18 protein-coding genes are annotated in these 24,443 nt (G+C 43.9%); 7 read left to right on the top strand and 11 right to left on the bottom strand.

Going from position 1 to position 24,443, the window contains the following annotated elements; genetic code table 11:
• Position 1: 1 nt before the first annotated feature.
• The 8 genes from MKX35_RS07870 to MKX35_RS07835 all read right to left on the bottom strand — a co-directional run bounded on the left by MKX35_RS07870 (position 2) and on the right by MKX35_RS07835 (position 12,871).
• Positions 2 to 790 carry an isocitrate lyase/PEP mutase family protein gene (locus tag MKX35_RS07870; protein WP_076285300.1) on the bottom strand — a complete coding sequence of 263 codons (789 nt, stop codon included), beginning with the start codon at positions 788 to 790 and terminating at the stop codon, positions 2 to 4.
• A gap of 159 nt (positions 791 to 949) precedes the next feature.
• Entirely contained in the window at positions 950 to 1,876 is a 927-nt protein-coding gene (locus MKX35_RS07865; protein ID WP_076300404.1) for an EamA family transporter, read from the bottom strand.
• 243 nt (positions 1,877 to 2,119) lie between these two features.
• Positions 2,120 to 4,783 carry a copper amine oxidase N-terminal domain-containing protein gene (locus MKX35_RS07860; protein WP_076300385.1) on the bottom strand — a complete coding sequence of 888 codons (2,664 nt, stop codon included), beginning with the start codon at positions 4,781 to 4,783 and terminating at the stop codon, positions 2,120 to 2,122.
• A gap of 190 nt (positions 4,784 to 4,973) precedes the next feature.
• Positions 4,974 to 7,043: an iron ABC transporter permease gene (locus MKX35_RS07855; RefSeq protein WP_341044013.1), complete on the bottom strand. Its 2,070-nt coding sequence runs from the start codon at positions 7,041 to 7,043 to the stop codon at positions 4,974 to 4,976.
• Positions 7,040 to 8,062 carry an ABC transporter substrate-binding protein gene (locus tag MKX35_RS07850; protein ID WP_076300386.1) on the bottom strand — a complete coding sequence of 341 codons (1,023 nt, stop codon included), beginning with the start codon at positions 8,060 to 8,062 and terminating at the stop codon, positions 7,040 to 7,042. The genes MKX35_RS07855 and MKX35_RS07850 overlap by 4 nt, the downstream gene beginning before the upstream one ends.
• A gap of 205 nt (positions 8,063 to 8,267) precedes the next feature.
• Entirely contained in the window at positions 8,268 to 9,107 is an 840-nt protein-coding gene (licT, locus tag MKX35_RS07845) for a BglG family transcription antiterminator LicT (RefSeq protein ID WP_076285303.1), read from the bottom strand.
• 277 nt (positions 9,108 to 9,384) lie between these two features.
• On the bottom strand, positions 9,385 to 11,250 hold the full coding sequence (locus MKX35_RS07840; protein WP_076285304.1) for a beta-glucoside-specific PTS transporter subunit IIABC: 1,866 nt from the start codon (positions 11,248 to 11,250) through the stop codon (positions 9,385 to 9,387).
• Positions 11,251 to 11,458: 208 nt separating this feature from the next.
• Complete coding sequence (locus tag MKX35_RS07835; protein WP_076285305.1) at positions 11,459 to 12,871, bottom strand: glycoside hydrolase family 1 protein; 1,413 nt, start codon at positions 12,869 to 12,871, stop codon at positions 11,459 to 11,461.
• A gap of 113 nt (positions 12,872 to 12,984) precedes the next feature.
• On the opposite strand from MKX35_RS07835, the gene MKX35_RS07830 reads away from it, so the two are divergent.
• The 6 genes from MKX35_RS07830 (at position 12,985) to MKX35_RS07805 (ending at position 19,960) form a co-directional block, all read left to right on the top strand.
• Positions 12,985 to 13,968 (top strand): LacI family DNA-binding transcriptional regulator, encoded by a 984-nt coding sequence (locus tag MKX35_RS07830; protein WP_076300387.1) that lies wholly within the window; start codon positions 12,985 to 12,987, stop codon positions 13,966 to 13,968.
• Positions 13,969 to 14,045: 77 nt separating this feature from the next.
• A complete protein-coding gene (locus MKX35_RS07825; RefSeq protein WP_076300388.1) occupies positions 14,046 to 14,717 on the top strand; it encodes a response regulator transcription factor in 672 nt (223 codons plus the stop codon).
• A complete protein-coding gene (locus MKX35_RS07820; RefSeq protein WP_076300389.1) occupies positions 14,714 to 15,793 on the top strand; it encodes a HAMP domain-containing sensor histidine kinase in 1,080 nt (359 codons plus the stop codon). The genes MKX35_RS07825 and MKX35_RS07820 overlap by 4 nt, the downstream gene beginning before the upstream one ends.
• The gene (locus MKX35_RS07815) at positions 15,790 to 16,275 is read left to right on the top strand and encodes a GNAT family N-acetyltransferase (RefSeq protein ID WP_076300390.1); all 486 of its coding nucleotides are present in this window, start codon (positions 15,790 to 15,792) and stop codon (positions 16,273 to 16,275) included. Before MKX35_RS07820 ends, MKX35_RS07815 begins: the two co-directional genes overlap by 4 nt.
• A gap of 167 nt (positions 16,276 to 16,442) precedes the next feature.
• Positions 16,443 to 18,200, top strand: coding sequence for an ABC transporter ATP-binding protein (locus MKX35_RS07810; RefSeq protein WP_076300391.1), 1,758 nt, complete (start codon positions 16,443 to 16,445; stop codon positions 18,198 to 18,200).
• A complete protein-coding gene (locus MKX35_RS07805) occupies positions 18,200 to 19,960 on the top strand; it encodes an ABC transporter ATP-binding protein (RefSeq protein WP_076285311.1) in 1,761 nt (586 codons plus the stop codon). The genes MKX35_RS07810 and MKX35_RS07805 overlap by 1 nt, the downstream gene beginning before the upstream one ends.
• Positions 19,961 to 20,032: 72 nt before the next feature.
• On the opposite strand, the gene MKX35_RS07800 is transcribed toward MKX35_RS07805, so the two are convergent.
• Positions 20,033 to 20,821, bottom strand: coding sequence for a TrmH family RNA methyltransferase (locus tag MKX35_RS07800; RefSeq protein WP_042194519.1), 789 nt, complete (start codon positions 20,819 to 20,821; stop codon positions 20,033 to 20,035).
• A 113-nt stretch (positions 20,822 to 20,934) separates the two neighbouring features.
• Entirely contained in the window at positions 20,935 to 21,594 is a 660-nt protein-coding gene (locus MKX35_RS07795; protein WP_076285312.1) for a potassium channel family protein, read from the bottom strand.
• 136 nt (positions 21,595 to 21,730) lie between these two features.
• Here MKX35_RS07795 and MKX35_RS07790 point away from each other — a divergent pair, with 136 nt between their 5' ends.
• Positions 21,731 to 21,967, top strand: a complete 237-nt coding sequence (locus MKX35_RS07790; protein ID WP_042130985.1) for a small acid-soluble spore protein SspI — start codon at positions 21,731 to 21,733, stop codon at positions 21,965 to 21,967.
• Positions 21,968 to 22,065: 98 nt separating this feature from the next.
• Here MKX35_RS07790 and MKX35_RS07785 read toward each other — a convergent pair whose 3' ends face one another.
• On the bottom strand, positions 22,066 to 23,664 hold the full coding sequence (locus MKX35_RS07785) for a peptide chain release factor 3 (RefSeq protein WP_076285313.1): 1,599 nt from the start codon (positions 23,662 to 23,664) through the stop codon (positions 22,066 to 22,068).
• Positions 23,665 to 24,443 lie beyond the last annotated feature (779 nt).

Below are 24,443 nucleotides of genomic sequence, written 5' to 3'. Positions count from 1 at the left end.
GTTAGCTCATTTCTAAATAATGTGCGGGTGGCTGCAGAATGGACCGGGCATCGTCTTGAAGATGATGCTGTGCTTGAAAGTAACTATACGGTCCATAGCTAATTCTTTTTACGCCAAGCTCCTGCAATTCAGCATTTGAAATCATACCATCCATCACCATAACATTTACAGGCAGTGGCGACTGCTGCACAAAATATTCAATCAAGTTTCGATCGGTGAGTCCCGGTATAAAAATTCCATCCGCTCCAGCAGCAGCGTAAGCACAGGTACGCTCAATTGCTTCATTCACTAAATCCAAAGAATGCTTCCCATTTTTGAAAAAGAGATCGGTTCTGGCGTTAATAAACACCTTCTTCTGAAGTTTGGCTGCCACTTGCTGTATAGTTCGAATACGATGACTTTGTTCCTCGATTGCCCATAATTCATCGTCCGGATGATTCACCTTTTGATCCTCAAAATTAATCCCACAGATGTCTAGCTGGAATAATTGTTCTATGTTATTGGCTAAGGACTCTTCATTTACAGCATACCCACCTTCAATATCTACCGTCAATGGCACAGATACATGTTCTGCTATTCTCGTAACAGCCCACAGTAGCTGCTCAAATGAGAGCTGTTCACCATCCGAATACCCCCATGCATCCGCCATAGCGAAGCTGCTTGTGGCTATAGCCTTTGAACCGGCTTTTTCTATCGCTTTAGCCGAAGCTACATCCCAGCAGTTATATAGCATTAGCGGATTTTCTTGATCGTGCAAAGACTTAAAATAGTCATAGTCATTTCTGTTCATCAGTGGTCATCTCCATTAAATAGAATAGCACCACTATATAATAGACAATGATTCGCCATACCAGAAAAATTAACACCAATCTTTTTTCGCAAAAAAAAACACCGATTGATGATCTCATCCTATAAGGACCTGATCATACCATCGATGTTAGTATACAGTTTAAAGTTCTACCTTACGGAGTGATGGTTTGGAGGAAGGTTTAGGTGACTTTTTCCCTGTTCGCATCGGTATGATTTGTGGTGCAGCAATTCCGATCAGAACAACGAAAATTCCAACCCAGCGAAGTAGGGATACTTCTTCTTGCAGGACTAACACGGAGGCTACAACAGCTGCCGGCAACTCCGCCGCACCAAGAATCGTTCCCAGACCTGATCCCAGTTTCGGAACACCAATAGAAAAGAAAAGCACAGGAATAACTATACCAAGCAACCCTAAAGGAAGACCATACTTCCAAAGTCCATCTGTAAGTGCTCCGTCATAAATAAAGGAAGGGGAAAAAACAACCATAATAATAATCATTGCACTTGTAGTCATATACAAGCTTTTATTCACAGCAGGTACCTGCGTAGCCACTCTCCCACTGACAAAAATATAAAAGGCAAACGACACCGCAGACATCAAACCGAAAACAATACCACTCGTAGTCATTTCGCCTACACTAGGTTCTAGAATCCCCCCAGCTAATATGGTTCCTATCAAAAGAATAACCATTGAAATTATTTTCTCTCGACTAGGCCATTTTTTATCTACAACAGCCTCCAGAATCACACCAATCCAAGTAAATTGGAATAAGAGAACGATCGCAATCGAAGCAGGTAATTGTTCGACGGCAAACCCATAGAAAATCCCCGTCATACTAATGGTAATCCCCGCGCCTAATAACGAAGCACCTACCTTTAATCCGAGTTTTTTCCGGGAAAATAATACAACTAACAAGAGCAGCATGCACCATCCAAAAAAGTATTGCGCCCCGACCAGTTGCTGCATTCTAAATCCATCGTTCATTCCAAGCTTGACGATCGTTGACAGCGATCCATAACTACATGCTCCTATAAATACTAGTAAAGCATATTTGAGTAACTTCATATTCATCGTAATCTTCTTTCCTTTCTGTTGAACCGTCCTATTGAACCGTCCAAATCACATAATAAAGCCCCTTGTCATCGAAATGACAAGGGGCGACTGAAACCAAAGAATACATCTTTGACAAAATTCCGCCACTCCATCCACTGGATAGAGTTTGGTTTATTTACTTATAACAATACGAATTATAATATGATAAATCACACAGGGTGTCAACTTGAAATGTTTACAATAACTTTATTTCGGTTATATTTCAAATTCTTCTGTTGAATTTGAAAGACCACCATTCTGTACACCACTATTATTCGCTACAGCAAGAACATACACCTTATATTTGACACCTTTAACAATTGCATTGCCATTAACATCCCTTGTCGCAGTGAATGTTGAAGGATTCGTCCCGTTAGGGATTACCGACGAATAATAAGAGGAATTCACCGCAAGAGCATCCGCCGTACCAAACCCTTGTTTAGACGGAACCACCAATACTCGGTATTCCGAAATATTGCTCTCATTGGCGGATTTGTCGAAACTGATCAGGATTCTACCATTGTCCTCTCTATACGTTACATTTGTTACAGAGATCACCGGACTTTTATTCGTAGATAACGTAATGGCTGATGATTCCCCAGAAATTGCATTTGGACCCGCATAATTTCCGTTGCCGACAGATAATACATACACTTTATAACTAATTCCAGCCTTTATTAAATTACCACGTACGTCTCTGGCGGAAGAATCTAATACTTGACTGGTACTGCTGCCTGATGTACTTACCGAGGTGTAATTAGCACTGGATACATTATTTGCATCAGGCAGGCTAAAGCTGCTGTAATCAGACGTAGGTACCACCATAATCCGGTATTGGTTGATGTAAGTTTCATCTGTGGCGTGGTTAAACGATACCTGCAAATCCCGGCCGTCGCCGTAGTCTTTAACATCGCTAACATTCAAGTTTGTAACAGCCTTTAGGCTGGAATTATTAAACAATGTAATTATCGGTGAAGCGGAAGAGAGCTCATTAGAATCCGAATAACCTCCGCTTCCAACAGATAACACATACACTCTATAGCTACTACCACTCTTAATCAGATCACCGAGAACATCTCTAGTTGACGAATACAAGACCTGATTTGTAGAAGACCCACTTGTACTAACAGCTGTATAGTTGCCACTTACTACATTATTAGCTGCGTATAAATCAAAACTGCCATAATATGACGTCGGAACTACCATAATTCGGTACTGACTGATATAGGTTTCGTCCGTTGCATGAGTAAATGACACTCTCAAATCTCGGCCATCTCCATAATCATAAACATCACTGACACTCAAGTTAAAGACTGTGCTCACACTGGAATCATAAATTAATGTAATTACTGATGAAGCATTCGAAAGAACATTCCCTCCTGAATTACTTCCGCTTCCAATAGATAAGATATATACTTTATAGCTGACTGCATTCTTTATCAAAGCTCCACGTACATCTCTGGCTGACGAGCTCAATGTTAGGCTGGTTGAAGTACCATTTGTACTAGCCGCTGTATAGTTGGCATTTGTTACATTATTGGCTTCGGCTAAACTAAAGCTACTGTAATATGACGTTGGAACCACCATGATCCGGTACTGGCTGATATAGGTTTCATCCGTCGCATGAGTAAATGACACCCTTAAATCTCGGCCATCATTATAGTTGCTGACGTCGCTGACAGTTAAGTTAGAGACACCTATGTTGGTCAGTGTTATTGCAGAGGAAACAGAAGACAATACATTATTAGCTGCATTACTGTTATCAATCGCCATAACAAACACTCTATAGCTTACGCCTGTTTTAAGAAGTGCTCCGTCTGTATCTCTGGATGCTGAAGATAAAATTTGAGTGATATTATTCCCTGTCTTACTGACTAGCGTGCTGTTCGCACTAGATACATTATTGGCTGTGCTTAAATTAAAATTCGAATAATTATTACCTTTAACAACGAATATCCGATAAGAACTTATCTTCGACTCATCTGACAGCTTATTGAAGCTGACCGATAAATCTCTTCCATCCCCATAATCACTTATATCATTTACTTGTACATTATTTATTGCTGTTACAGTCTTATTCACTAGTGTTATAGAGGAGGACCCAATAGAAAGTGCACTGGTATTACTTCCTTTGCCAACCGTCAAGACATACGCCACATATGCTTGATTATTCTTAATTGAATCACCATCGATAGTCCTCGTGCCAGACGTCAACTTGACCGAAGGATTCGTACCTGTTGGTAATACAGTAGAATAATTATAAGAAGTTATCGTTTGTGCAGAAGACAAGTTGAGAATATTCCCTGATTTCACAATTAGAACACGGTAATGATCCACTAGTGACTCATTTGCCGCTCGAGTAAAGCTAACCTGAAGATCACGACCATCCCCGAAATCACTTACATCCTGCGCTATTACGTTCGATACTGGACCAGCATTTCCAACGTTCGAGGCTGAAGTCGTTATCGTTACAACCTGCGTCTTGGGGTTCCAGCCCACTTCATGGCCCAGTGCTTCACTGACGAATCTTGTTGGAACCATCGTTCTGCCCTTCAGATTCAAACCAGGCACGTCTAGCGTTACAGCCTTATTGTTAATGGTTGCTGTCTTTGAGCCAATCTTTAACATAATCGTTGTATCATCTTTAGTTGCCGTTACAGTTTGTGCTTTTTGATTCCACTTGATGGTGGCATTAAAGGCTTCAAAAATAGCCCGCAGCGGCACCATCGTCCGCCCGTTCACCATCACGGGTGCTTGATCTGTTGACAATCGAACCCCGTCAATAATAATACTGATCGGAGTAGCAGCCTTCACAGAGGATTGAAACATCATCGGAATGACTACTAAAACTACTAAAATTGAAATCCATAACTTCTTCACAGATCCACCCTCCTGGAATGACGAATACATTTTTTACCTACTCATTTGACGCTTCTAAGTATATAAAAGTTTCATGATTTATAGGTTACAAAAAAATAATCTTGACACCCATCACCCCATGATGAAAGACGAGCTAAGCACTCAGAGAAATAAAAAAGAGAGAGCAGTATTTCCACTCTCTCCCCAAGGTTTACACCTTTCTAACCTGAGACCGATACATTAAAAATAGGAAATACGGAGCTCCGATCAACATAATAATAAGGCCTGATGGGATTTCTTTCGGTGCCATTATGGTTCTTCCCAGCGTATCCGCAATCACGAGCATCAATCCGCCAAGTAATCCTGACAGAACAATAGATCGTCTCGTGTGATGCCCAATCATCATCCGTACAGCATGCGGCGCCATAAGTCCGAGAAACCCAATGGTTCCTACACTTGCAACGGCTCCTGCTGCAAGCATCACACCGATAATCATCGCCCAAAGCCGAGTTCCGCGAACGGGTAAGCCCAGACCTGTTGAACTCTCATCGCCAAATGCTAGTAAATCCAATCTACGTCCTAAATAATAAGCAAAAGGAACGAGTACTATCAGGAAGATAAACAAGCTATTAAATTGATTCCAGCTTCGCCCGTAAGTCGAACCCGTTAACCAAATTAAGGAGCTGCTGCTCCATAAACTGCCCTTGACGATCATGACCTGTATTCCCGCAGAAGCAATTGCTGATACTGCAATTCCAAGCAGGATAAGGACCGATGGATTCAAGGCTCTACGCCATGCCATAACAAACACAAAGGCTGCAGCCAAAGCACCACCCGCAATTGCTGCAATAGGGACTGCTAATACCGTCAATGCCGGAAAAGCGACCATTACGGTTAACGCCCCCAATCCAGCACCCGAGGTCACACCAATAATGGAGGCGTCAGCCAGCGGATTTCGGACAGCGCTTTGAATCAAGACACCGCTAATGGCAAGCGCGATACCGCCTCCAGCCGCAACGAGTGTACGCGGAAGCCGTAAATTCAGCAGGACGGAATAAGATCCATCTCCGCTGTGGATAAGACTGCTCAGTAGCTCGCTAATCGGTATTCTCGTTCCCCCAAGTGACAAACTCACAAGGATAACCGCAACGAGCAGTACGGTCATGGTTATCACCGCCGGAACAAAGCGCATCCGAAGCGCAGTTCCACCTATATTCATAGATGACTGACCTGAGCCTGAACCCGATATATTTTTCATCTTGGTGAGCACCAGCCATATGAGCCAAGGCGCTCCAATAATCGCCATAACCGCCCCAACTGGCATCTCACCTACACTGCTACGAACCATACGCGCAAGCGTATCCGCTGCCGTAATGAGCAGTGCTCCCCACAGCGCACTCGCAGGAATGAGCAGGTGATGCTTTCGAATACCGCTAAGCCGAACCAGATGAGGAGCCACCAGACCAACAAATCCGATCGGACCGACCACGCTGACCACGACCGCAGCCAACAATACAGATAAACCTAGACCTAACCCCCGTGCCAATCCAACACGTTGCCCGAGTGAACGAGCAGTGGACTCATCAAGCTCCAACGCGTCAAACTGCCTACCTGCGAGCATAGCTGCTATTAGCAATGGAATAACAAAAGGCCAGGCATACTTAACACCGTCCCAATCTAGCTGAATCAGTGAGCCTGAGCCCCATAAAAATAGGTTTTGCGTTTCGTTCTTGTTAAAAATATGTAGGGCCGATGTAAACGCGCCGAGAACCATAGACACGATCATACCTGATAAAGCTAATCGGACAGGCGTGGCCCCCTTACCACCACTCAACAAATAGGCAGCCAGTGCAGCAAGCAGCCCCCCTGCTACTGCAAGCAAAAATGGGAACTCATGCTGCAAAGCTGGAAAAGTAACCATACCTAGAACAACCATAAAATAAGCTCCGGCATTAATCCCCAATGTATCTGAAGAAGCAAGCGGATTCTTCGTTATCGTTTGCAATAATGCTCCAGCCGCAGCTAGAGCGGCCCCAGCCAGTAGGCCAATTACCGTACGCGGCATCCGGATATCCCAGAGCAGATTATGTTCCATCACATCCTGGCGATTTAGCAATCCCTCCAATACCGTAGCTGCAGGAATTTTGGCTTCGCCGAAGCCTAGGCTTAGAATGGACAGAACAAAGAGGACGGCAAGGCCGCCCCCAAATATTCCAATGATTCGCCAAGTCATTCCACTTGAGGCTTCTTTGCTGCTCTTCCCGTTCATAAAAGCACTCATTTCGTTAATGTATTTACTACTTCATCCACGATAACTTTGGAGGAAATCGGACCGCCAAACACCCAAGTAGTACTGCTCAATCCGAAGGTACGATTTTCTTTCACAAAGTTAAGGCCGTTCCACACGGAGTTATCCTTCAGTTCTTTCGTGAAAATATTATCATCCTTCTGAACGATATACATCAGGTTAGTATCCTGAACAGCCGGCAATGCTTCAACTGTTGATGTAGTGAAGCCGTAAACTTCGAATTTTTCGGGTTTCCAGTCGTTCTTTAGACCAATTCGATCCAACGTTTGAACAGCCAGTGAGTTGTCTGTAAAGAGACGCAATGTTGCTGCATTCTGATAGCTGTAAGCTTGCGTCAGCACGTAATTCAAGCCTTCTTTACCTGCTTCAGCCAGCTTTGCCTTCGCTTCCGCATAATGTGCATCCAGGTCAGCAAGAACCTTATCGCCTTCCGCGGTTTTACCTACAGCCGCTGCAATTGTTTTGAAAGTATCTTCCATCAACGTATACTGATTGCCTTGTCCTTCTTCCGGATACAGACCGAAAATCAGTGTTGGAGCGATGCCTTTTAATTGATCATAAATTCCTTCGTGTCCGCCCGTATTCGCAATAATCAAATCTGGCTTTAATGAAGCAATGGTCTCTAGATCCGGCTCATCACGTGAACCAACATCCGTTACGCTTGCATCGAGTGGCACTTCAGAAGTTACATATAACTTGTAATTTTCGTTATCGGCATTCCCCACCGGCTGCATTCCGAGCGCAATAATATCTTCCGTAAATGTCCACTCCAGAACTACAACCTTTTGCGCAGGCTTATCCAGCTTAACCTCGCCTTTAGAATCTTTTAATACGATCGGACCGCTTGTAGATTCACTACTTGCGTTTTCAGAAGCTGGTTTGTCATTTGCTCCCGTGTTTGATGTTGAATTATTCTTTTGGTTAGTACCACAGCCCGATACTACCAATATGATAGCAATAACCATAAATAAACTAATTAACCTTTTGTGCATTCTCTTTATCCCCCTGTATATAACGCTCGAAGTTATATTCTATGATAATTGTTATCATTCTATTGATAATGATTATCATAGATAACATAATAGTTATCTTATACGTGATTCCACCGAAAGTCAAAGTTAAAATTTAATATAGCTGGACTTTTTACTAAAAAAAATCCTAATAAATCAAGGGCTTCCTTGATCATTAGGATGTTTGCTACTCCATTTTTTGGTTTGTAATTCTTTCAATGTGTATGGTGAGATACAGCATTTCATCATTTGTTAATTCACGATTGTATGTTTTATCAATATATATTTTTATTTTCTCAACGCTGGCGAAAGCTTCTTTGTATTGCTCCTTCACTAAATTAAATAGGCCATTCTCATTATCCGGCGGTGGAGTGCCATTAATGAGACGTTGGGCAAAAAATTTCAAGTGAGTGATAAACCGATAATAAGCGAGGGACTCCTCATCATACTCTAGTCTAAAATGATGCTTCACTATATTTAAGATGTCATTCATAATCTTCGTAATATTGACCATATTCGGCATCTCTTCATTCAGTTCAGCATTCACCAGATGGAGAGCAATATGTCCAGCTTCATCCTCGGGAAGCATAATGCCAAACTTTGAATGAATAATTTGAAGTGCAGCTTTCCCAACCTCATATTCTTCCTTATAGAACTTTTTGATCTCCCAAAGCATGGCGTTTTTAATCTTCATCCCTTTTGAGAATCGCTCTAACGCAAAGCTGATATGATCGGTCAGACTGATGTAGATACTATCATCCAGCATTTTACCTAGATGCAGCTTGGCGAAATTGATAATCTCTTCTGAAAGCTCCATATGCTCTATTGGAATCTCAGAAAGCAGTGTTTTTAGCTTATCTGAAAGCTTTTGATTGCTTAAAGTGAAGATCTTTTCAATTTTGTCTTCTTCTAGATAGTCCCCTTGTTTTTTCTTAAAGGCAAGTCCTCTTCCCATGACTACCAGTTCAAAATTAAGATCATCTATGACAGTAACAACATTGTTGTTTAACACTTTTTCGATCCGCATACGGCAACCCCTTGTACCAGAAATTAAAAAAGGCAAAACCAAAAGTAACCATTAACAAATGGCTAAACTTCGGGTTTTGCCTGCACGACCAGTAACAATCCACAATTATTAATTTATAAAAATCATACCATGGACTTATTTAATCGACAAGCATCTAACAATCCTTTCCATTATGCGCAACTAGCTATATTTTTATAATGTTTTTCATAAAAAATCGACCTCTCAGCATCCATACTAAGAGATCGATTTCGTGTTAATTCTTATGGCCTGCACTAAATCAAACTACAACAGTCATCAAATCTTCGCCCGGTTTGATGGCCGCTTTCTTGGTGCCAATGACATCACTATAGTTAGCTGTATTGGTAATAATGATTGGCGTTGTGCTTTGATAGCCTTCATTTTTTATTTGTTCGAGATCAAATTCAATCAGTAGGTCACCCTGTTTAACCGTTGCTCCTTCTTCCACTTTCACATCAAAGTATTTCCCTTTTAACTTCACAGTTTCTATACCGATATGGATCAGAACTTCAACGCCATCATCCGATACGACTGCAATACAATGACCTGTTCTGAAAATGGTGGATACAACCCCACTTACCGGGGAGTACAGCTTACCTTCTGAAGGTTCGATTGCCATCCCCTTGCCCATTGCTTCAGAAGCAAATGCAGCATCATCTACTGAGGATAAAGGGATTACGTTACCAGCTAGAGGACTTACAATAGTTGTACTTTTCACAGCGTGTGGGAGAATAACTTCGCTCTTTTCAGTATTCGTCTTTTCTTCTACACCATTCGATATTTCTTCCACAGCATTCGCTTTCTTTTTGTCTTCAAAACCAAAGAACATCGTAATCACCGTAGCCAATATAATCGTCCCAAGAGCTATGATCGCTTGAATAGCCAAAGGTGAGAATGCAGGAAGACTTAATACGCTCACAAATGCGAATACTTCCATTTTTACACCAGCAAGACCTGACATCGCTCCACCTAGACCACCGGCAATAGATACATAAATAAAAGTCCGTTTGTAACGTGTCAACAATCCGTAAATAATAGGTTCAGTTACCCCTGAGAGCGCGCCAGGTAAAAAGGTACTTCCGGCCAATGTTTTCAACTTTTTGTCTTTTGTTTTCAAGAAAATCCCTAAGGCTACACCAAGTTGGGCGAAAATAGCCATACCTGCCATTGCATAGATCGGATCTCCACCCTTAGCAATGTTTTCAAGAATAATCGGAACGAGTCCCCAGTGCAAACCGAGCACGGTCAGGTACGTCCAGGAAATCCCCACAATTGCACCCGTAATAATACCACTCTTACTGCTGAGGAACACAATAGCGTCTCCGATTAAGTTCCCTACATTTACTCCAAACGGTCCGAAAACCAAAATGGTCAAAGGAACAATCAACATCAAACATAACATAGGTACCAAGAACAATTGTAAATCCTTGTGTATAAATTTTCTTAGTTGCTTATCTAGTAAAGCATATATACAGATGGCGATGAAAATCGGAAAAACGCTCGATGAATAATCCGACATTACTAAAGGAATACCTAGGAAATGTGGAGATTCAACACTAGCTAATCCCGTAATATTAGGTTCGAGTAAAGCCGCACCGATAGCGCCCCCTACATAAGCATTTACACCAAGTCTAATCGATAACGTAATGCCCAGGAAAATTGGCAGAAAGTAAAACACAGCATTACTAGCGCCGGCTAATACTTTGTAAGTCTCTCCATCCGCCGCTAAAATATTTAACGAAGTCAGTACAGTTAACAGCGCTTTCAACATACCTGCACCCGCTAAGGCACCAATTAAAGGCGAGAAGCTTCTAGAAATCACATCAAAAATCAGGGTTCCTATAGGTTTCTTAACCGTATTATCGCCAGAATTACTACTAGGGGATATGGATTTGCTTATCTCTTTATAAACATCAGCAACATGGGTACCCACAATAACTTGGAATTGTCCCCCTTTGCTAACTGCACCAATAATCCCTTCCATTTTATCCAGCTTTTCTTTATCAACTTTCTGTTCATCATTAAGCGTGAATCTTAGTCGAGTAGCACAGTGAATTACGTTGTTAATATTTTTCTCTCCACCGACAGATTGAATGATGTCTTTACCTAGCTGTTCATAACTCATTATCCTACACCCCTTTGGTAACCGATATATTAATCAATCGAGAAGGAATGAACGCAAAAAAACCTAAATCACATTCATGCACGAGAGAAAAATCTCCCGTAAACATAAATGAAACTTAGGTTTTGCCTGCTATGCAGTAGCAATCCTGATATCCGATTAATTGTTATTTACAAATTAACATGTTCAATTCATGATGTCAACCGACATCCTAGAACAGGTTCTGTCCATTTGATTCAATCACTTCTTTGTACCAGTGGAAGGACTTCTTCCGGTATCGTTCAAGAGTACCTGAACCATCATCATGACGGTCCACATAAATGAAGCCATAACGTTTCTTTAGTTCGGCGCTCGTTGCGCTAACCAAGTCGATGCAGCCCCAGCTTGTATAGCCCATGACTTCCACTCCGTCGGCAATAGCCTCCGCGACCTGAACCAGATGATCTCGTAAATAATTGATCCGATAGTCGTCGTTTATTACCTTTTCGCCGTTCCCATCTAATACCAGCTGATCGACAGCGCCAAGACCATTTTCCACGATAAACAGCGGTTTCTGATATCGGTCGTAGAACATATTCATAACATAACGCAAGCCTTGTGGGTCGATCTGCCAGCCCCATTCGCTCGCTTCCAGATACGGATTAGGCACCCCACCCAGCAGGTTCCCTTCTCCTCTGATCTGTTTCTCTGGATCAGCCGTTTCACAAGTGCTCATATAGTAACTGAACGATATGAAATCCACAGTATGCTTCAGAATCTCTTCGTCCCCTGGTTCAAAATGAATGTGAATCCCATTTTCTTTGAAGAACCGCTTCATATAGCCAGGGTAATACCCTCTAGCATGAACATCCGCAAAGAACATATTTTTGTGATCACTTTGCATTGCCTTGATCAAATCGTCCGGATGCGGAGTGAGCGGATAAATCGGCATACTGAGCACCATACACCCGATTTGGAAATCAGGATTGATTTCATGGCCGATTTTCACAGCCAGAGCACTTGCTATGAACTCATGATGAATAGCTTGATACAGATCCTGCTTACTCAATTTCTCTAACGGCGTATTGATCCCGCCACTCATAAACGGGAACTCAAGAATGGAGTTAATCTCGTTAAAGGTCAGCCAATATTTAACCTTGTTCTTGTAACGATTATATATCGTTCTCACATAGCGCTCGTAAAAATCCACCATCTTACGGTTAACCCATCCATCATATTCTCTTGCCAGATGTAGCGGAGTTTCATAATGGGAGATAGTCACCAGTGGCTCGATGCCGTATTTATGACACTCATCGAATAGGTCGTCGTAAAACTGCAGACCTTTTTCATTGGGCTCCAGCTCGTCCCCTTTTGGAAAAATCCGGGACCAGGCAATGGACGTCCGGAATACTTTAAAGCCCATTTCCGCGAACAGCTTAATATCTTCTTTATATCGGTGATAGAAATCGATACCTATTAACTTCATATTATCTTCGGTAGGTACCTCTGTAGGCGCAGACTTAATTCCCTTCGGCATAACATCTTGGGTGGACCACCCTTTACCATCTTCCTGATATGCTCCTTCAAGCTGGTTCGCTGCTACAGCACCGCCCCATAAGAATCCTTTTGGAAATTGCAATTCCATATTTTTTCCCGCCTTTGCTATTGTGATAGTATAGGATTACTGCTCTAATTCGAATCCTAAACCTTGGAACGCGTTACATGTCAAGTACTAATCATGTGAAGGAGAACAAACCGATGTCCACTCTTGACGAAATCGCTAAGCTGTCGGGCTTTTCCAAAGCCACGGTGTCCCGCGTCCTGAACCAATCGCCTCATGTTAGCAAGGAGACTCGTGCGAAAATTCTCGCCATCATGAAAGAAACGGACTATGTTCCTAACCGAAATGCCATTTCTTTATCCAAAGGTCAAACACAACAAATCGGCATGATCACCATGGACCTAAACGAGCTTATTCTGAGTTTTATGAACAGCTTCGTCGAAATCTCAGGTCGTTACGGATACCAGACGATTATTTATACTACCGGCGGGGATAAGCAGAAGGAGCTTCAGGCTTTTGAAGATCTCAAAATGAAACGAGTCGACGCCCTGCTCATCCTGACCTCCGTCAACGCACAGAATGTTATCTCTTCCTACTGCAAATACGGGCCAATCGTATCCTGGCAGCGTATGGACCATCCTGAAATACCGTCCGTTGCCATGAACCAGTATGATGGATATGCACTTGCTCTGGAGCATCTGATAGAGCGAGGTTATAAGCGCATCGCTAATGCTTTCGGCCGTCCTAGCAGCATCAATACCCACAGCAGACGCCTGGCCTATGAGCAAATCATGACCAAATATAATCTGCCCGTTATGGAGAAATGGTATTACTCCACGATCTATGGAATCCGAGATGGAGAGCAATTGGTGCAGACCCTAATGGGACAACCTGATCAGCCGGATGCTATTCTGTGCGCCAATGATTTGGTTGCCGTAGGCGTCCTTAGCGAAGCACGCAGGCAGCAGTTAAATGTGCCCGGCGATCTGGCCATCGTTGGGTTTGACAATTCTGAGCTGTCGCAGACGCTCGGAATCACCACTGTACGGAATCCGATTGCGGGACAAGCGGAGAATGCTTTTCTTCTGTTGGCTCCAGCGCTGCTTGGTAGGGACATGGAGCTGCAGCCGCTGTCGTTTCAACTAATTCAACGGGAGACAACTAGTTTGCCCAACCACTAAAGATTTTGTCTTTAGCACTTTTATCAATTAGAATTATGGGGAAAAGGGTCAAATCCGAAACCTATTGGAGTGAAACCATGATTAAGATCCTCGTTGTGGAAGACGATAAGCATGTCAGAAAGCTGATGAACGCTGTCCTGAAACGGGAAGGTTATGAAGTATTAACCGCCGAGAATGGAATCCAGGCACTGGAAGTTCTTGAAGTCCAGCATATTGATCTAATTATTCTCGATATCATGATGCCGGGGATGGATGGTTATGAATTTGCCGAGGAGCTAAGGAATGCGAACAACATGATCCCGATCCTCATGGCCACGGCCAAACAGCTTCCAGAAGATAAGAAAAAAGGCTTTCGCCTCGGAACCGACGATTATATGACCAAACCTGTAGATACAGAAGAAATGCTGTTGAGAATACAAGCCCTACTGCGCCGCTCGCAGATTGTAAGCGCCCGTAAGCTTGTAGTCGGTAAAATTATTCTTGATTTTGATACGTTAACAGTAACTCGAGACAATGAAAAACAGATGCTTCCCCAGAAGGAATTCCATCTCCTTTATAAGCTTTTATCCTATCCGGAGCGCATTTTCACTCGAATCCAGCTGATGGACGAAATCTGGGGGATGGACAGCGAGACTACGGACACTACGGTTAATGTACATATCAACCGATTGCGGAAACGGTTTGAAAACTATCCGGAATTCGAACTTGTGTCCGTCCGCGGTCTCGGATACAAGGCGGTGAGAAAATGATCAAAAAGCTAAGCAGCAAAATCAGTCTGCCAATCTACTTCTCGCTTGCTGTATTCATTATTTTCCTCATTACAGTGTTAATCACCGGAATTCTGACCTACTTGTCCTTGGCCTTCGGCCTACTTGATGAGCGGATTCTTCAGGACAAAAAAATTCTCACCTTGATTATATTGATTGCCTGCATTATTATCGGCACCGTCACATCAGTAATTACCAGTCGCAGAATGCTGAAATCAATCCGCACATTTATTGATGCTATTGACCAACTGGCCGGAGGTGATTTCTCCATGCGGCTGCAGCTCAAGCACCCTCCGGAGTTCAAGATTCTTTCCGAGAATATTAACCGGATGGCCGAGGAACTGGGTGGCATTGAAATTCTGCGAACAGACTTTGTAAACAATTTCTCCCATGAATTCCGTACTCCGATTGTGTCGATTAAAGGGTTCGCTGAAATCCTGAAGGATGACGAGCTGAGTAAGGATGAACGGAATGAATATCTGGATATTGTTATCGAGGAATCTACCCGTCTGGCTACACTGGCCTCCAATGTATTGAACCTCTCCAAAGTGGAAGCACAGGCCATATTAACCGACCGGCAGCCCTTCAATGTCGGAGAACAAATTCGCCAATGTGTCCTGCTACTGCATACTAAACTTACGAAAAAGCATATTTCCTTCAAAGCCAACGTACAGGACTATATGGTGCCTGGGAATAAAGAGATGCTGAACCAGGTCTGGCTGAATTTATTGGACAATGCGATTAAATTCACTCCTGAGCACGGCGAAATCGAAGTTACTATGAGGCAGATGAAAGATCAGGTTGAAATTACGTTCCGTGATAATGGAGCAGGCATCAGTCCAAGTGCACTTCCCAAGGTCTTCGACAAGTTCTATCAGCAAGATACCTCTCACTCTACTGCCGGTAATGGCCTGGGGCTTACGATTGTCCGAAAAATCATTGAGCTGCACGGCGGAACCGTCACCTGCGACAGTGTTCCAATACAAGGAACCACTTTCACCGTGCTGCTCCCCGATTTTAAAAAGGTAACTAAAGAATTGGGGGTTACCAGTAAATGAGTGTACAATTCAAAAAACTGAGCGGCTTTAACCGGGGAATTCTCCTTGAATTATTGACAGATGCGTATTCATTTGATCGCAGATATGAACAAAACTCTATTTCTGATTGGCAGGATTTTGACAACTTTTTCTTTGACCATTTACAAATTGCAGATAGATATGCTTTTATCACAACTGTAAATGATGAACCCATCGGATTTGTGGTGTGGGACCCGAGAAACATGCCTGAGTATGCAGAAATTGGGCATAATTGCATTGCTTCAAAACATAAAGGCAATGGCTATGGTAAAATCCAGCTTCAAGAGGCGGTTAATAGAATCACCCAGAATGATGTAACAAAAATTATTGTAACCACGAATGACGATTTAAACCCTGCTCAACGGATGTACGAAAGTGTTGGATTCACAATGTATCAAAAAAGGAAAAGTGAAACTGGCGCAGATTTTATTGAAGAATTCATAGATTATGTATATTTTTTATAAAATGCTAATGTGTTCACGTATATCTGCTCAAACACAAGAGACCACCCCAAGTAGTCATTCTATGGCTTAAGGGACGGTCTCTTCTTTCTTTTCATAGCAAAAGTTAACTTTCAGTTTATCATTCTTCGTTAAGATCATAGCAACGATAATGCAAAGGAGTCATTCTTATGTTGAAATTACTCAAGAATCTGGAACCCAAAGAATGGTTCTTATTCGGTATCAGTCTCATGTTCATTATCGCTCAAGTCTGGCTGGATTTAGAACTGCCTGACTACATGAGTGATATTACCCGGCTGATCCAGACACCAGGGAGCGAAATGAATGAAATCCTTGTCGCAGGCGGTTGGATGCTGCTCTGTGCTCTTGGCAGTCTGGCGACCTCGGTTGTTGTAGCGGGCATTGCTGCAAGAATAGCAGCCGATTTGTCTGCAAGATTGCGTTCCAAATTGTTCGATAAGGTACAATCCTTTTCGATGGAGGAGATCAGTAACTTCTCAACAGCCAGTCTAATTACCCGTTCCACGAATGACATCACGCAAGTACAAATGCTGATTGTGATCGGCTTACAGCTACTTGTGAAAGCACCAATCCTCGCAGTGTGGGCGATACTCAAGATTTCGGGCAAAAGCTGGGAGTGGACTCTTACGACAGGTGCCGCGGTGGCATTACTAGTGGTTATTGTCGCAGTCTGTATCGTGCTCGTCCTGCCTAAATTTAAAAAGCTGCAGCTGCTTACAGATAATCTGAATCGTGTATCCAGAGAGAATCTTAACGGTCTTCGTGTCATCCGGGCGTATAATGCCGAGGAATATCAAGAACAGAAGTTCGCTGTAGCTAACAACGAGCTTACCAGTACCAACCTATTTGCCAACAATGTAATGACCCTATTGATGCCGAGTATTACTTTGATTATGAGTGGACTCAGTCTCTCCATCTATTGGGTGGGTGCAGTGCTCATTCAAGCAGCCGAGGGTACTGCCAAGATGGGCTTGTTCTCAGATATGATCGTATTCTCATCTTATGCCATGCAAGTGGTTATGGCCTTTATGATGCTGATTATGATCTTTATTCTACTGCCCCGTGCTCAAGTATCGGCTAAGCGTATCAATGAAGTGCTAGAAACAGTACCTAGCTTGAAGAATGGATCAGTAACTCAATTCCCTGTGAAGCGAGAAGATGAGATTGAATTCAAGGGGGTTAGCTTCAAATATCCAGATGCAGAGGAATATGTGTTGGAGAACATCAGCTTCACGGCGAAGCAGGGGGAGACGGTTGCTTTTATCGGATCTACAGGCTGCGGGAAAAGTACACTTGTTAACCTCATTCCCCGTTTCTATGATGCTACAGAAGGCGAAGTGCTGGTAAATGGTATCAATGTCAGAGAATACGACCAGCAAGCGCTGCGGAATAAAATGGGCTATGTCTCTCAGAAGGCTGTTCTATTTGGCGGAACAGTGTCCTCCAATATTGCATTTGGTGAGAACGGATCCGGTCAGGTCCTCAGTTCAGATATTGTAGATGCGGTGTACACTTCCCAATCCTCTGAATTTGTAGAAAAGCTAGAGGGGAACTATGATGCCCATATCGCCCAAGGTGGAACGAATCTGTCTGGCGGGCAAAAGCAGCGGCTGTCGATTGCCAGAGCGATTGCCCGGCGTCCAGAAATATTAATCTTTGACGATTCTTTCTCCGCACTTGACTATAAGACTGACCGCAAACTGCGTAGTGAGCTTAAGAAAGACGCGAATGATTCAACGATGCTGATCGTTGCACAGCGCATTGGTACGATTAAAGATGCCGACAAGATCATTGTGCTGGAAGCCGGACGAATCGTAGGCATGGGAACGCATGACGAACTAATGCGGTCCTGCGACGTCTATCAGGAAATTGCTTATTCTCAGCTTACAAAGGAGGAGCTTGCATAATGAAAACCAAAAATAAAGGCCAGAATACATGGAGCAAGCTGCTCCGCTACTGCCGTAAATATGTTCCGGTTATTGTGATTGCGCTAATCTGCGCAGCAGCTGGAACGGTGCTCACGTTATTCGGTCCGGACAAACTCTCCGAGATCACCGACAAAATTACAGCTGGTCTTGCCGGCAGCATCGATATGGACGGCATTACTACCATTGGTATTACCCTCGTCGTAATTTACGGCGTCGGTGCGTTGTTGTCACTCTCACAAGGCTTGATCATGTCGATTATTACCCAGAAGGTCTCGAAGAAATTAAGAACTGATCTGGCTCATAAAATGAACAAACTTCCAATCTCCTACTATAATAAATCGGCCACAGGTGATATTTTATCCCGGGTAACGAATGATGTAGATACCATCGGGCAATCGATGAATCAGAGTATTGGTAATGTCGTAACCGCCTTAGCTATGTTCGTCGGTTCGATCGTCATGATGCTGAAGACCAATGTAATTATGACCCTTACCGCTATCGTGGCAACGATCATCGGCTTTGGCCTTATGGTGGTCATTATGAAGAAATCGCAGAAATATTTTGCTAGCCAGCAGGAGTATTTAGGTAAAATCAACGGTCATGTCGAAGAAGTGTACACAGGACATAATGTAGTTAAAGCATATAATGGCGAAGCGCAGATGCGCACTACCTTCCAGGAATTAAATCAGGGACTGAAGAACAGCGCCTTCAAAGCGCAATTCCTCTCTGGGCTGATGCCACCCCTGATGGGCTTTATTGGTAATCTAGGATTCGTTGCCGTCTGTATCGTTGGAGGTGTACTCGCCATGAACGGTACGATTTCATTTGGGGTTATCGTCGCCTTCATTATGTATGTACGTTACTTTACCCAGCCGTTGTCCCAGATTGCCCAGGCCGCGCAGAGCCTGCAAGCTGCATCTGCAGCCGGCGGACGCGTGTTCGAATTTCTGGAGGCTGAGGAAATGGAAGACGAGAGCCATAAAGAGAACACACTGCCAACTGCTAAAGGTAAAGTAAAATTTGACCAAGTACAATTTGCGTATGAGACTTCAGAAAAACTGATTATCAATAACTTCTCGACAGATGTAAAACCTGGGCAAAAAGTGGCGATCGTTGGTCCTACCGGCGCAGGCAAAACTACGCTGGTCAATCTGCTCATCCGATTCAACGAATTAACGGGTGGAGAAATCTACATCGATGATACGCCGATCAGCAGCCTTACGAGAGAGAACATTCATGATCTGTTCTGTATGGTCCTGCAGGATACCTGGCTGTTTGAGGGTACCATCAAAGAGAACCTGATTTACAATCAGCAGAACATTACAGACGAGAAGCTTATAGAGGCTTGCAAGTCCGTTGGCCTGCACCGCTTCATTAAATCCTTAAGTGACGGATACAACACCGTACTGAACGATAAAGTTAATCTGTCCGCCGGACAAAAGCAGCAGCTCACCATCGCTCGCGCGATGCTGAAAGATGCGCCGATGCTCATTCTTGATGAAGCTACAAGCTCGGTGGATACCCGTACAGAGCTGCTGATTCAACAGGCGATGGATAAGCTTATGGAAGGCAGAACCTCTTTCGTTATCGCACACCGGCTCTCAACGATCAAGAATGCTGATGTGATTCTGGTCCTGAAGGACGGCGATATCTTGGAAAGCGGCAGCCACGCAGAATTGCTGGCTCAGAACGGATTCTATGCAGAGCTCTACAATAGCCAGTTTGAGCAGGCTTCTTAAAAACGACAAAAAAACTGCAACTCAATCATGAGCTTGCAGTTTTTTATCGTCCGTTCCTTTTTTAGAAACAACTTAAGCCTCTCGCTGTCTCATTCCCTCAAACAGCAAAATCGTCGCGGCCATCGCCGCATTTAGTGATTCAGCGCGGCCTGCCATCGGGATGATGATACTCTTGTCCACGAGTCGCGCAGTTTCCGGCGAAATGCCTTTGCCCTCACTGCCAATCAACAGCCACTGACTGCCGTGAAAATCATGCTGATAGCACGATTCTTCTCCCTGCAGCGAAGTACTTACCAGCAATGCCCCGCGTTCCCGGGCCTGTGGCAAAATCTCACTTAAATCTCCCTCCACCACCGGGAGATGAAACATCGAGCCCATCGTGGAACGAATGGTCTTCGGATTGTAGAGGTCGGCACAGCCTTGGCCGAGGATCACTCCGTCTGCTCCCGCTGCATCCGCGCTGCGGATGATGGTGCCGACATTACCGGGGTCCTGGACACCGTCCAGGACAACCACCAGACTATCCTTCTTCGCTAGGATAGCCTCTACCGCCTGCTGTTCCTTCCGCACGATGGCGAACACCGGCTGCGGTGTATTAGTGCTGCTGCATTTCGAGATGATCGCCGCTGTTACGCCGATCACATCCATGCCCTGAACGGACTGAAGAAGCCCCTTGAGTTCAGCAGGCATTCCCTTGTCCAGGTCATAAGCAAGGCATTCCACATCTGCTTCAGCCAGCAGCGCTTCCTGTACCAGATGAACGCCTTCTACGATATATTTACGAGCCTTGTCACGGTGCTTTTTCTCCTGCAGCCCGGCCCACTCTTTAACCCGCGTATTTTGCGGAGACATGATTTCCATAAAGTCTTCCTTTCTTATGCCTTGCCATTTATTCTTGCTCTTATATTTTTTGCTCTTTATCTTTATTCTTCTTCTCTTCTACTCCCCTATAAACCTGATGATTACGTTACCACCTACTGATACGCGATCTCCAGCTTCGTCAGGTTATCTTTATGCCCAACGATTACAAGGATATCCCCATCGATCAAGCGATCCTCCGCGCGAGGGGAGATGTTCATCTCTTCACCTTGGCGAATAGCCATTACGTTACAGCCATATTTTGCGCGGATATCGAGTTCCTGTAGATTTTTCCCGAGCATCGATCCGGATACCTTCATGTCCAAAATACTATAATCAGGCGACAGCTCGATATAATCTAATATATTAGGCGAAGCCAAATGATGCGCAACCCGCATTCCCATATCCCGTTCAGGATAAATCACCTTGTCTGCACCAATTTTTCCTAATACTTTTCCGTGCAGCTCACTTTTTGCTTTTGCGATAATTGCTGGTACACCAAGGTCCTTCAGGATTAAAGTTGTAAGAATGCTTGCTTGAATGTCCTCTCCAATAGCCACAACCACCACATCAAAATTGCGAATACCAAGTGCGCGTAGCGCTTCTTCATCCGTTGAATCTGCAGATACGGCGTGTGTTACTATATTTGAAATCTCCTGTGTCCGCTGCTCGTCCGCATCAATCGCAAGTACGTCAAACCCCATACCGCTGAGTGCTCTCGCAACACTGGATCCGAAACGCCCCATGCCAATGATGGCATATTGTTTTTTGGCCATGTCTTATGTACCTCCCGTAGCATTTCTATATCTAAAACAGTATAGCATACACGAACAAAAACTTGAATTTCCAGCACCTATACAGGGTACATTAAAACGAAGTGAATATCACTATATTTCAAAAAGGAGGTACTTTATGCCGGTTACTATTGACTTACGCCAGGCGATTATTCATAAAGTGCATGGTCAATCTGAAGAAGATTTGCGGCATATGATTGAAGGCTCGGTAGACGGACCGGAAGCAGCACTCCCGGGACTTGGCGCCGTGTTTGAAATGATATGGAAGGACTTAGACACCGCTAAGCAAGACAATTTGGTTTCTATGCTTCATGATCACCTGGAGACGATTACTCCCGGAAATATCACGTCATAGGTAGCCGCAACTAGTCAAAAACCTCCGCTTTCCCATTGTGCAGTTGCACGCTGAAGGCGGAGGTTTTTATTAACAATCAGAAAGTTGTAGCTTCCTTACTATAGCAATGCTTTTGGAGCCATCTCTAGGAACGTAGCTGTCGGGTTCTTATCCATCGCTGTCCGCATAGCATATTCATTCTCGAACAATACGACAAAATTGCCCTTCTTATCTGTAACGAGCGTAGAGTTAATACGGAACTTACTCGCATCCGGTTTAGCATCATCTACGATCCAACGCGCGAACTGGTATGGCATACGCTGCAACTGAACATCCACACCATATTCACCCTTCATGCGGTACTCGAACACTTCAAACTGCAGCTGTCCAACTACACCGAGCAGAATATCGTCAAAGTTAACCGTACGGAATACTTGAATCATACCCTCTTCAGTCAGCTGATCGACACCCTTTTGGAACTGCTTCGATTTCAAAGCATTTTTAATACTCACTTTAGCAAAAATCTCTGGTGAGAATGTTGGCAGCTCATCGAATTCCAAATCTCCGGCCTGACTCAGTGTATCTCCAATTCTAAAAATACCTGGATCAAACAACCCGATAATATCTCCCGGATAAGCTTCCTCTACGATATCACGGTCTTGCGCCAAGAATTGTTGCGGTTGGGCCAGCTTAATGTCCTTGCCCGCACGTACATGCTTCACGCTCATACCTCGTTCGAACTTCCCGGACACAATACGTAGAAAAGCAATCCGGTCACGGTGAGCCGGGTTCATATTGGCTTGGATTTTGAACACATAGCCAGTAAACTTCTCGTTCATTGGTTCTACCAAACCTGTAGTACTACGGCGTGGTTCAGGCTTCGGTGCCAGATCCAAGAAATTATCGAGGAAAGTCTGTACGCCGAAATTGTTGATTGCACTACCAAAGAACACAGGTGTGAGTTCACCACTTAGTACTTTTTCATAGTCAAAAGCATCGCCTGCTACATCCAGCAGCTCCAGATCCTGACACAGTTGATCATGCAGATATTCCCCAGCCATTTCACGAATGATTGGATCACGATATCCGTCAACCTTTTGCACCTTGATTACGGAGTGATCGTCACCTTGGAACAGCTCCACCTGATTCTTCATCCGGTCATATACGCCGCATAGCTCACGTCCACTACCGATCGGCCAGTTCATAGGCACAGAGCGAATACCCAGTACCTGCTCCAGCTCTTCCATTAGATCAAACGGACTGCGTCCTTCACGGTCCAGCTTATTGATAAAAGTAAAGATTGGAATCCCACGTTTAGCACATACCTGAAACAGCTTGGTCGTTTGGGTTTCCACACCTTTTGCCACGTCGATAAGCATGACCGCACTATCCGCTGCTGTTAGTGTACGGTAGGTGTCCTCACTAAAGTCTTGGTGACCCGGTGTATCCAAAATATTCACGCGGTGATTCAAATAATCAAACTGCATCACAGAGGAAGTAACAGAAATCCCCCGTTGCTTTTCAATTTCCATCCAGTCACTCGTTGCATGCTTGTTCGCCTTACGGGCCTTAACCGTTCCCGCCAGACGGATAGCACCACCGAATAACAGTAGTTTTTCCGTTAAAGTTGTTTTACCCGCATCCGGGTGGGAAATGATCGCAAAGGTTCTGCGTCTGTCCACTTCCTTTTGCAGCTTCTGATCTATTGCTTTGTTCATTACACATATCCCTTCATATATAAAATTCCTGCTTCTGCTTCAATTACACTGGGGTTATCTTCAAATCGGTGCTCTGCTCATCGTTCATACCCCTTCATTTCTGAATGAATAGCTATCTTAGGTCTAGCTCCAGTCCGCTTCAAGTGAAAGCATCCTCTAAAGTATATCAAAATCCGGCAGACATTATCTACTAAAAAGCTTTTGCAGCAAAATATCTCCCAAATCAGGTCTATATCCTGTTCACCAGTTCCCATAGTTCAAGAAGAAAAGCGCCTGACTGCGTCCTTATTGCACTTATTCCCTAATAACAAGCCCATTCCCGGGTGATTCAGGGCAGATAACAGCGCTAGCTCGTTTACGTTACCGGCGGCACACTGTATTCGGTTTTTCGCATACATTTGGCTCGTTTACGTTACTGGCAGCACATTGTATTCGGTTTTTCGCATACAATCGGCTCGTTTACGTTACCGGCGGCACATTGTATTAGGTTTTTCGCATACATTCGGCTCGTTTACGTTACTGGCGGCACATTGTATTAGGTTTTTCGCATACATTTGTCCGTAAGCTCGACTAAAACATGCATTTTGGAGGATAATGTCCGTTCGGTCGTCCCAAAGAGGTGTGTGTTAATTGAAAACAGGACTCCCCATGGCCCCCCGTTGAATATAGGCCCCTCCCTTGATTTCGTTTCACATTTCTCCACAGTCTCTTATAGTAAAATAGTTATATTTCCTACACTTATAAGAAGTATTAGCATTTCCAATCGCCTTTAGTTGTAT

It is taken from the genome of Paenibacillus sp. FSL R5-0923 (genome assembly GCF_038009145.1).
Lineage (GTDB): Bacteria > Bacillota > Bacilli > Paenibacillales > Paenibacillaceae > Paenibacillus_AQ.
Note: the sequence above shows the minus strand (reverse complement) of the source record. Positions and strands in the feature narration are given on the sequence as shown.

What these genes read in the sequence shown, in the direction of transcription:
- MKX35_RS07850 (WP_076300386.1), bottom strand. Translation starts at nt 8,062, where the DNA reads ATGCACAAAAGGTTAATTAGTTTATTTATGGTTATTGCTATCATATTG.
- MKX35_RS07870 (WP_076285300.1), bottom strand. Translation starts at nt 790, where the DNA reads ATGAACAGAAATGACTATGACTATTTTAAGTCTTTGCACGATCAAGAA.
- MKX35_RS07835 (WP_076285305.1), bottom strand. Translation starts at nt 12,871, where the DNA reads ATGGAATTGCAATTTCCAAAAGGATTCTTATGGGGCGGTGCTGTAGCA.
- MKX35_RS07820 (WP_076300389.1), top strand. Translation starts at nt 14,714, where the DNA reads ATGATCAAAAAGCTAAGCAGCAAAATCAGTCTGCCAATCTACTTCTCG.
- MKX35_RS07805 (WP_076285311.1), top strand. Translation starts at nt 18,200, where the DNA reads ATGAAAACCAAAAATAAAGGCCAGAATACATGGAGCAAGCTGCTCCGC.
- MKX35_RS07830 (WP_076300387.1), top strand. Translation starts at nt 12,985, where the DNA reads ATGTCCACTCTTGACGAAATCGCTAAGCTGTCGGGCTTTTCCAAAGCC.
- licT (WP_076285303.1), bottom strand. Translation starts at nt 9,107, where the DNA reads ATGCGGATCGAAAAAGTGTTAAACAACAATGTTGTTACTGTCATAGAT.
- MKX35_RS07810 (WP_076300391.1), top strand. Translation starts at nt 16,443, where the DNA reads ATGTTGAAATTACTCAAGAATCTGGAACCCAAAGAATGGTTCTTATTC.
- MKX35_RS07840 (WP_076285304.1), bottom strand. Translation starts at nt 11,250, where the DNA reads ATGAGTTATGAACAGCTAGGTAAAGACATCATTCAATCTGTCGGTGGA.
- MKX35_RS07865 (WP_076300404.1), bottom strand. Translation starts at nt 1,876, where the DNA reads ATGAAGTTACTCAAATATGCTTTACTAGTATTTATAGGAGCATGTAGT.
- MKX35_RS07795 (WP_076285312.1), bottom strand. Translation starts at nt 21,594, where the DNA reads ATGGCCAAAAAACAATATGCCATCATTGGCATGGGGCGTTTCGGATCC.
- MKX35_RS07790 (WP_042130985.1), top strand. Translation starts at nt 21,731, where the DNA reads ATGCCGGTTACTATTGACTTACGCCAGGCGATTATTCATAAAGTGCAT.
- MKX35_RS07815 (WP_076300390.1), top strand. Translation starts at nt 15,790, where the DNA reads ATGAGTGTACAATTCAAAAAACTGAGCGGCTTTAACCGGGGAATTCTC.
- MKX35_RS07825 (WP_076300388.1), top strand. Translation starts at nt 14,046, where the DNA reads ATGATTAAGATCCTCGTTGTGGAAGACGATAAGCATGTCAGAAAGCTG.
- MKX35_RS07855 (WP_341044013.1), bottom strand. Translation starts at nt 7,043, where the DNA reads ATGAGTGCTTTTATGAACGGGAAGAGCAGCAAAGAAGCCTCAAGTGGA.
- MKX35_RS07800 (WP_042194519.1), bottom strand. Translation starts at nt 20,821, where the DNA reads ATGGAAATCATGTCTCCGCAAAATACGCGGGTTAAAGAGTGGGCCGGG.
- MKX35_RS07785 (WP_076285313.1), bottom strand. Translation starts at nt 23,664, where the DNA reads ATGAACAAAGCAATAGATCAGAAGCTGCAAAAGGAAGTGGACAGACGC.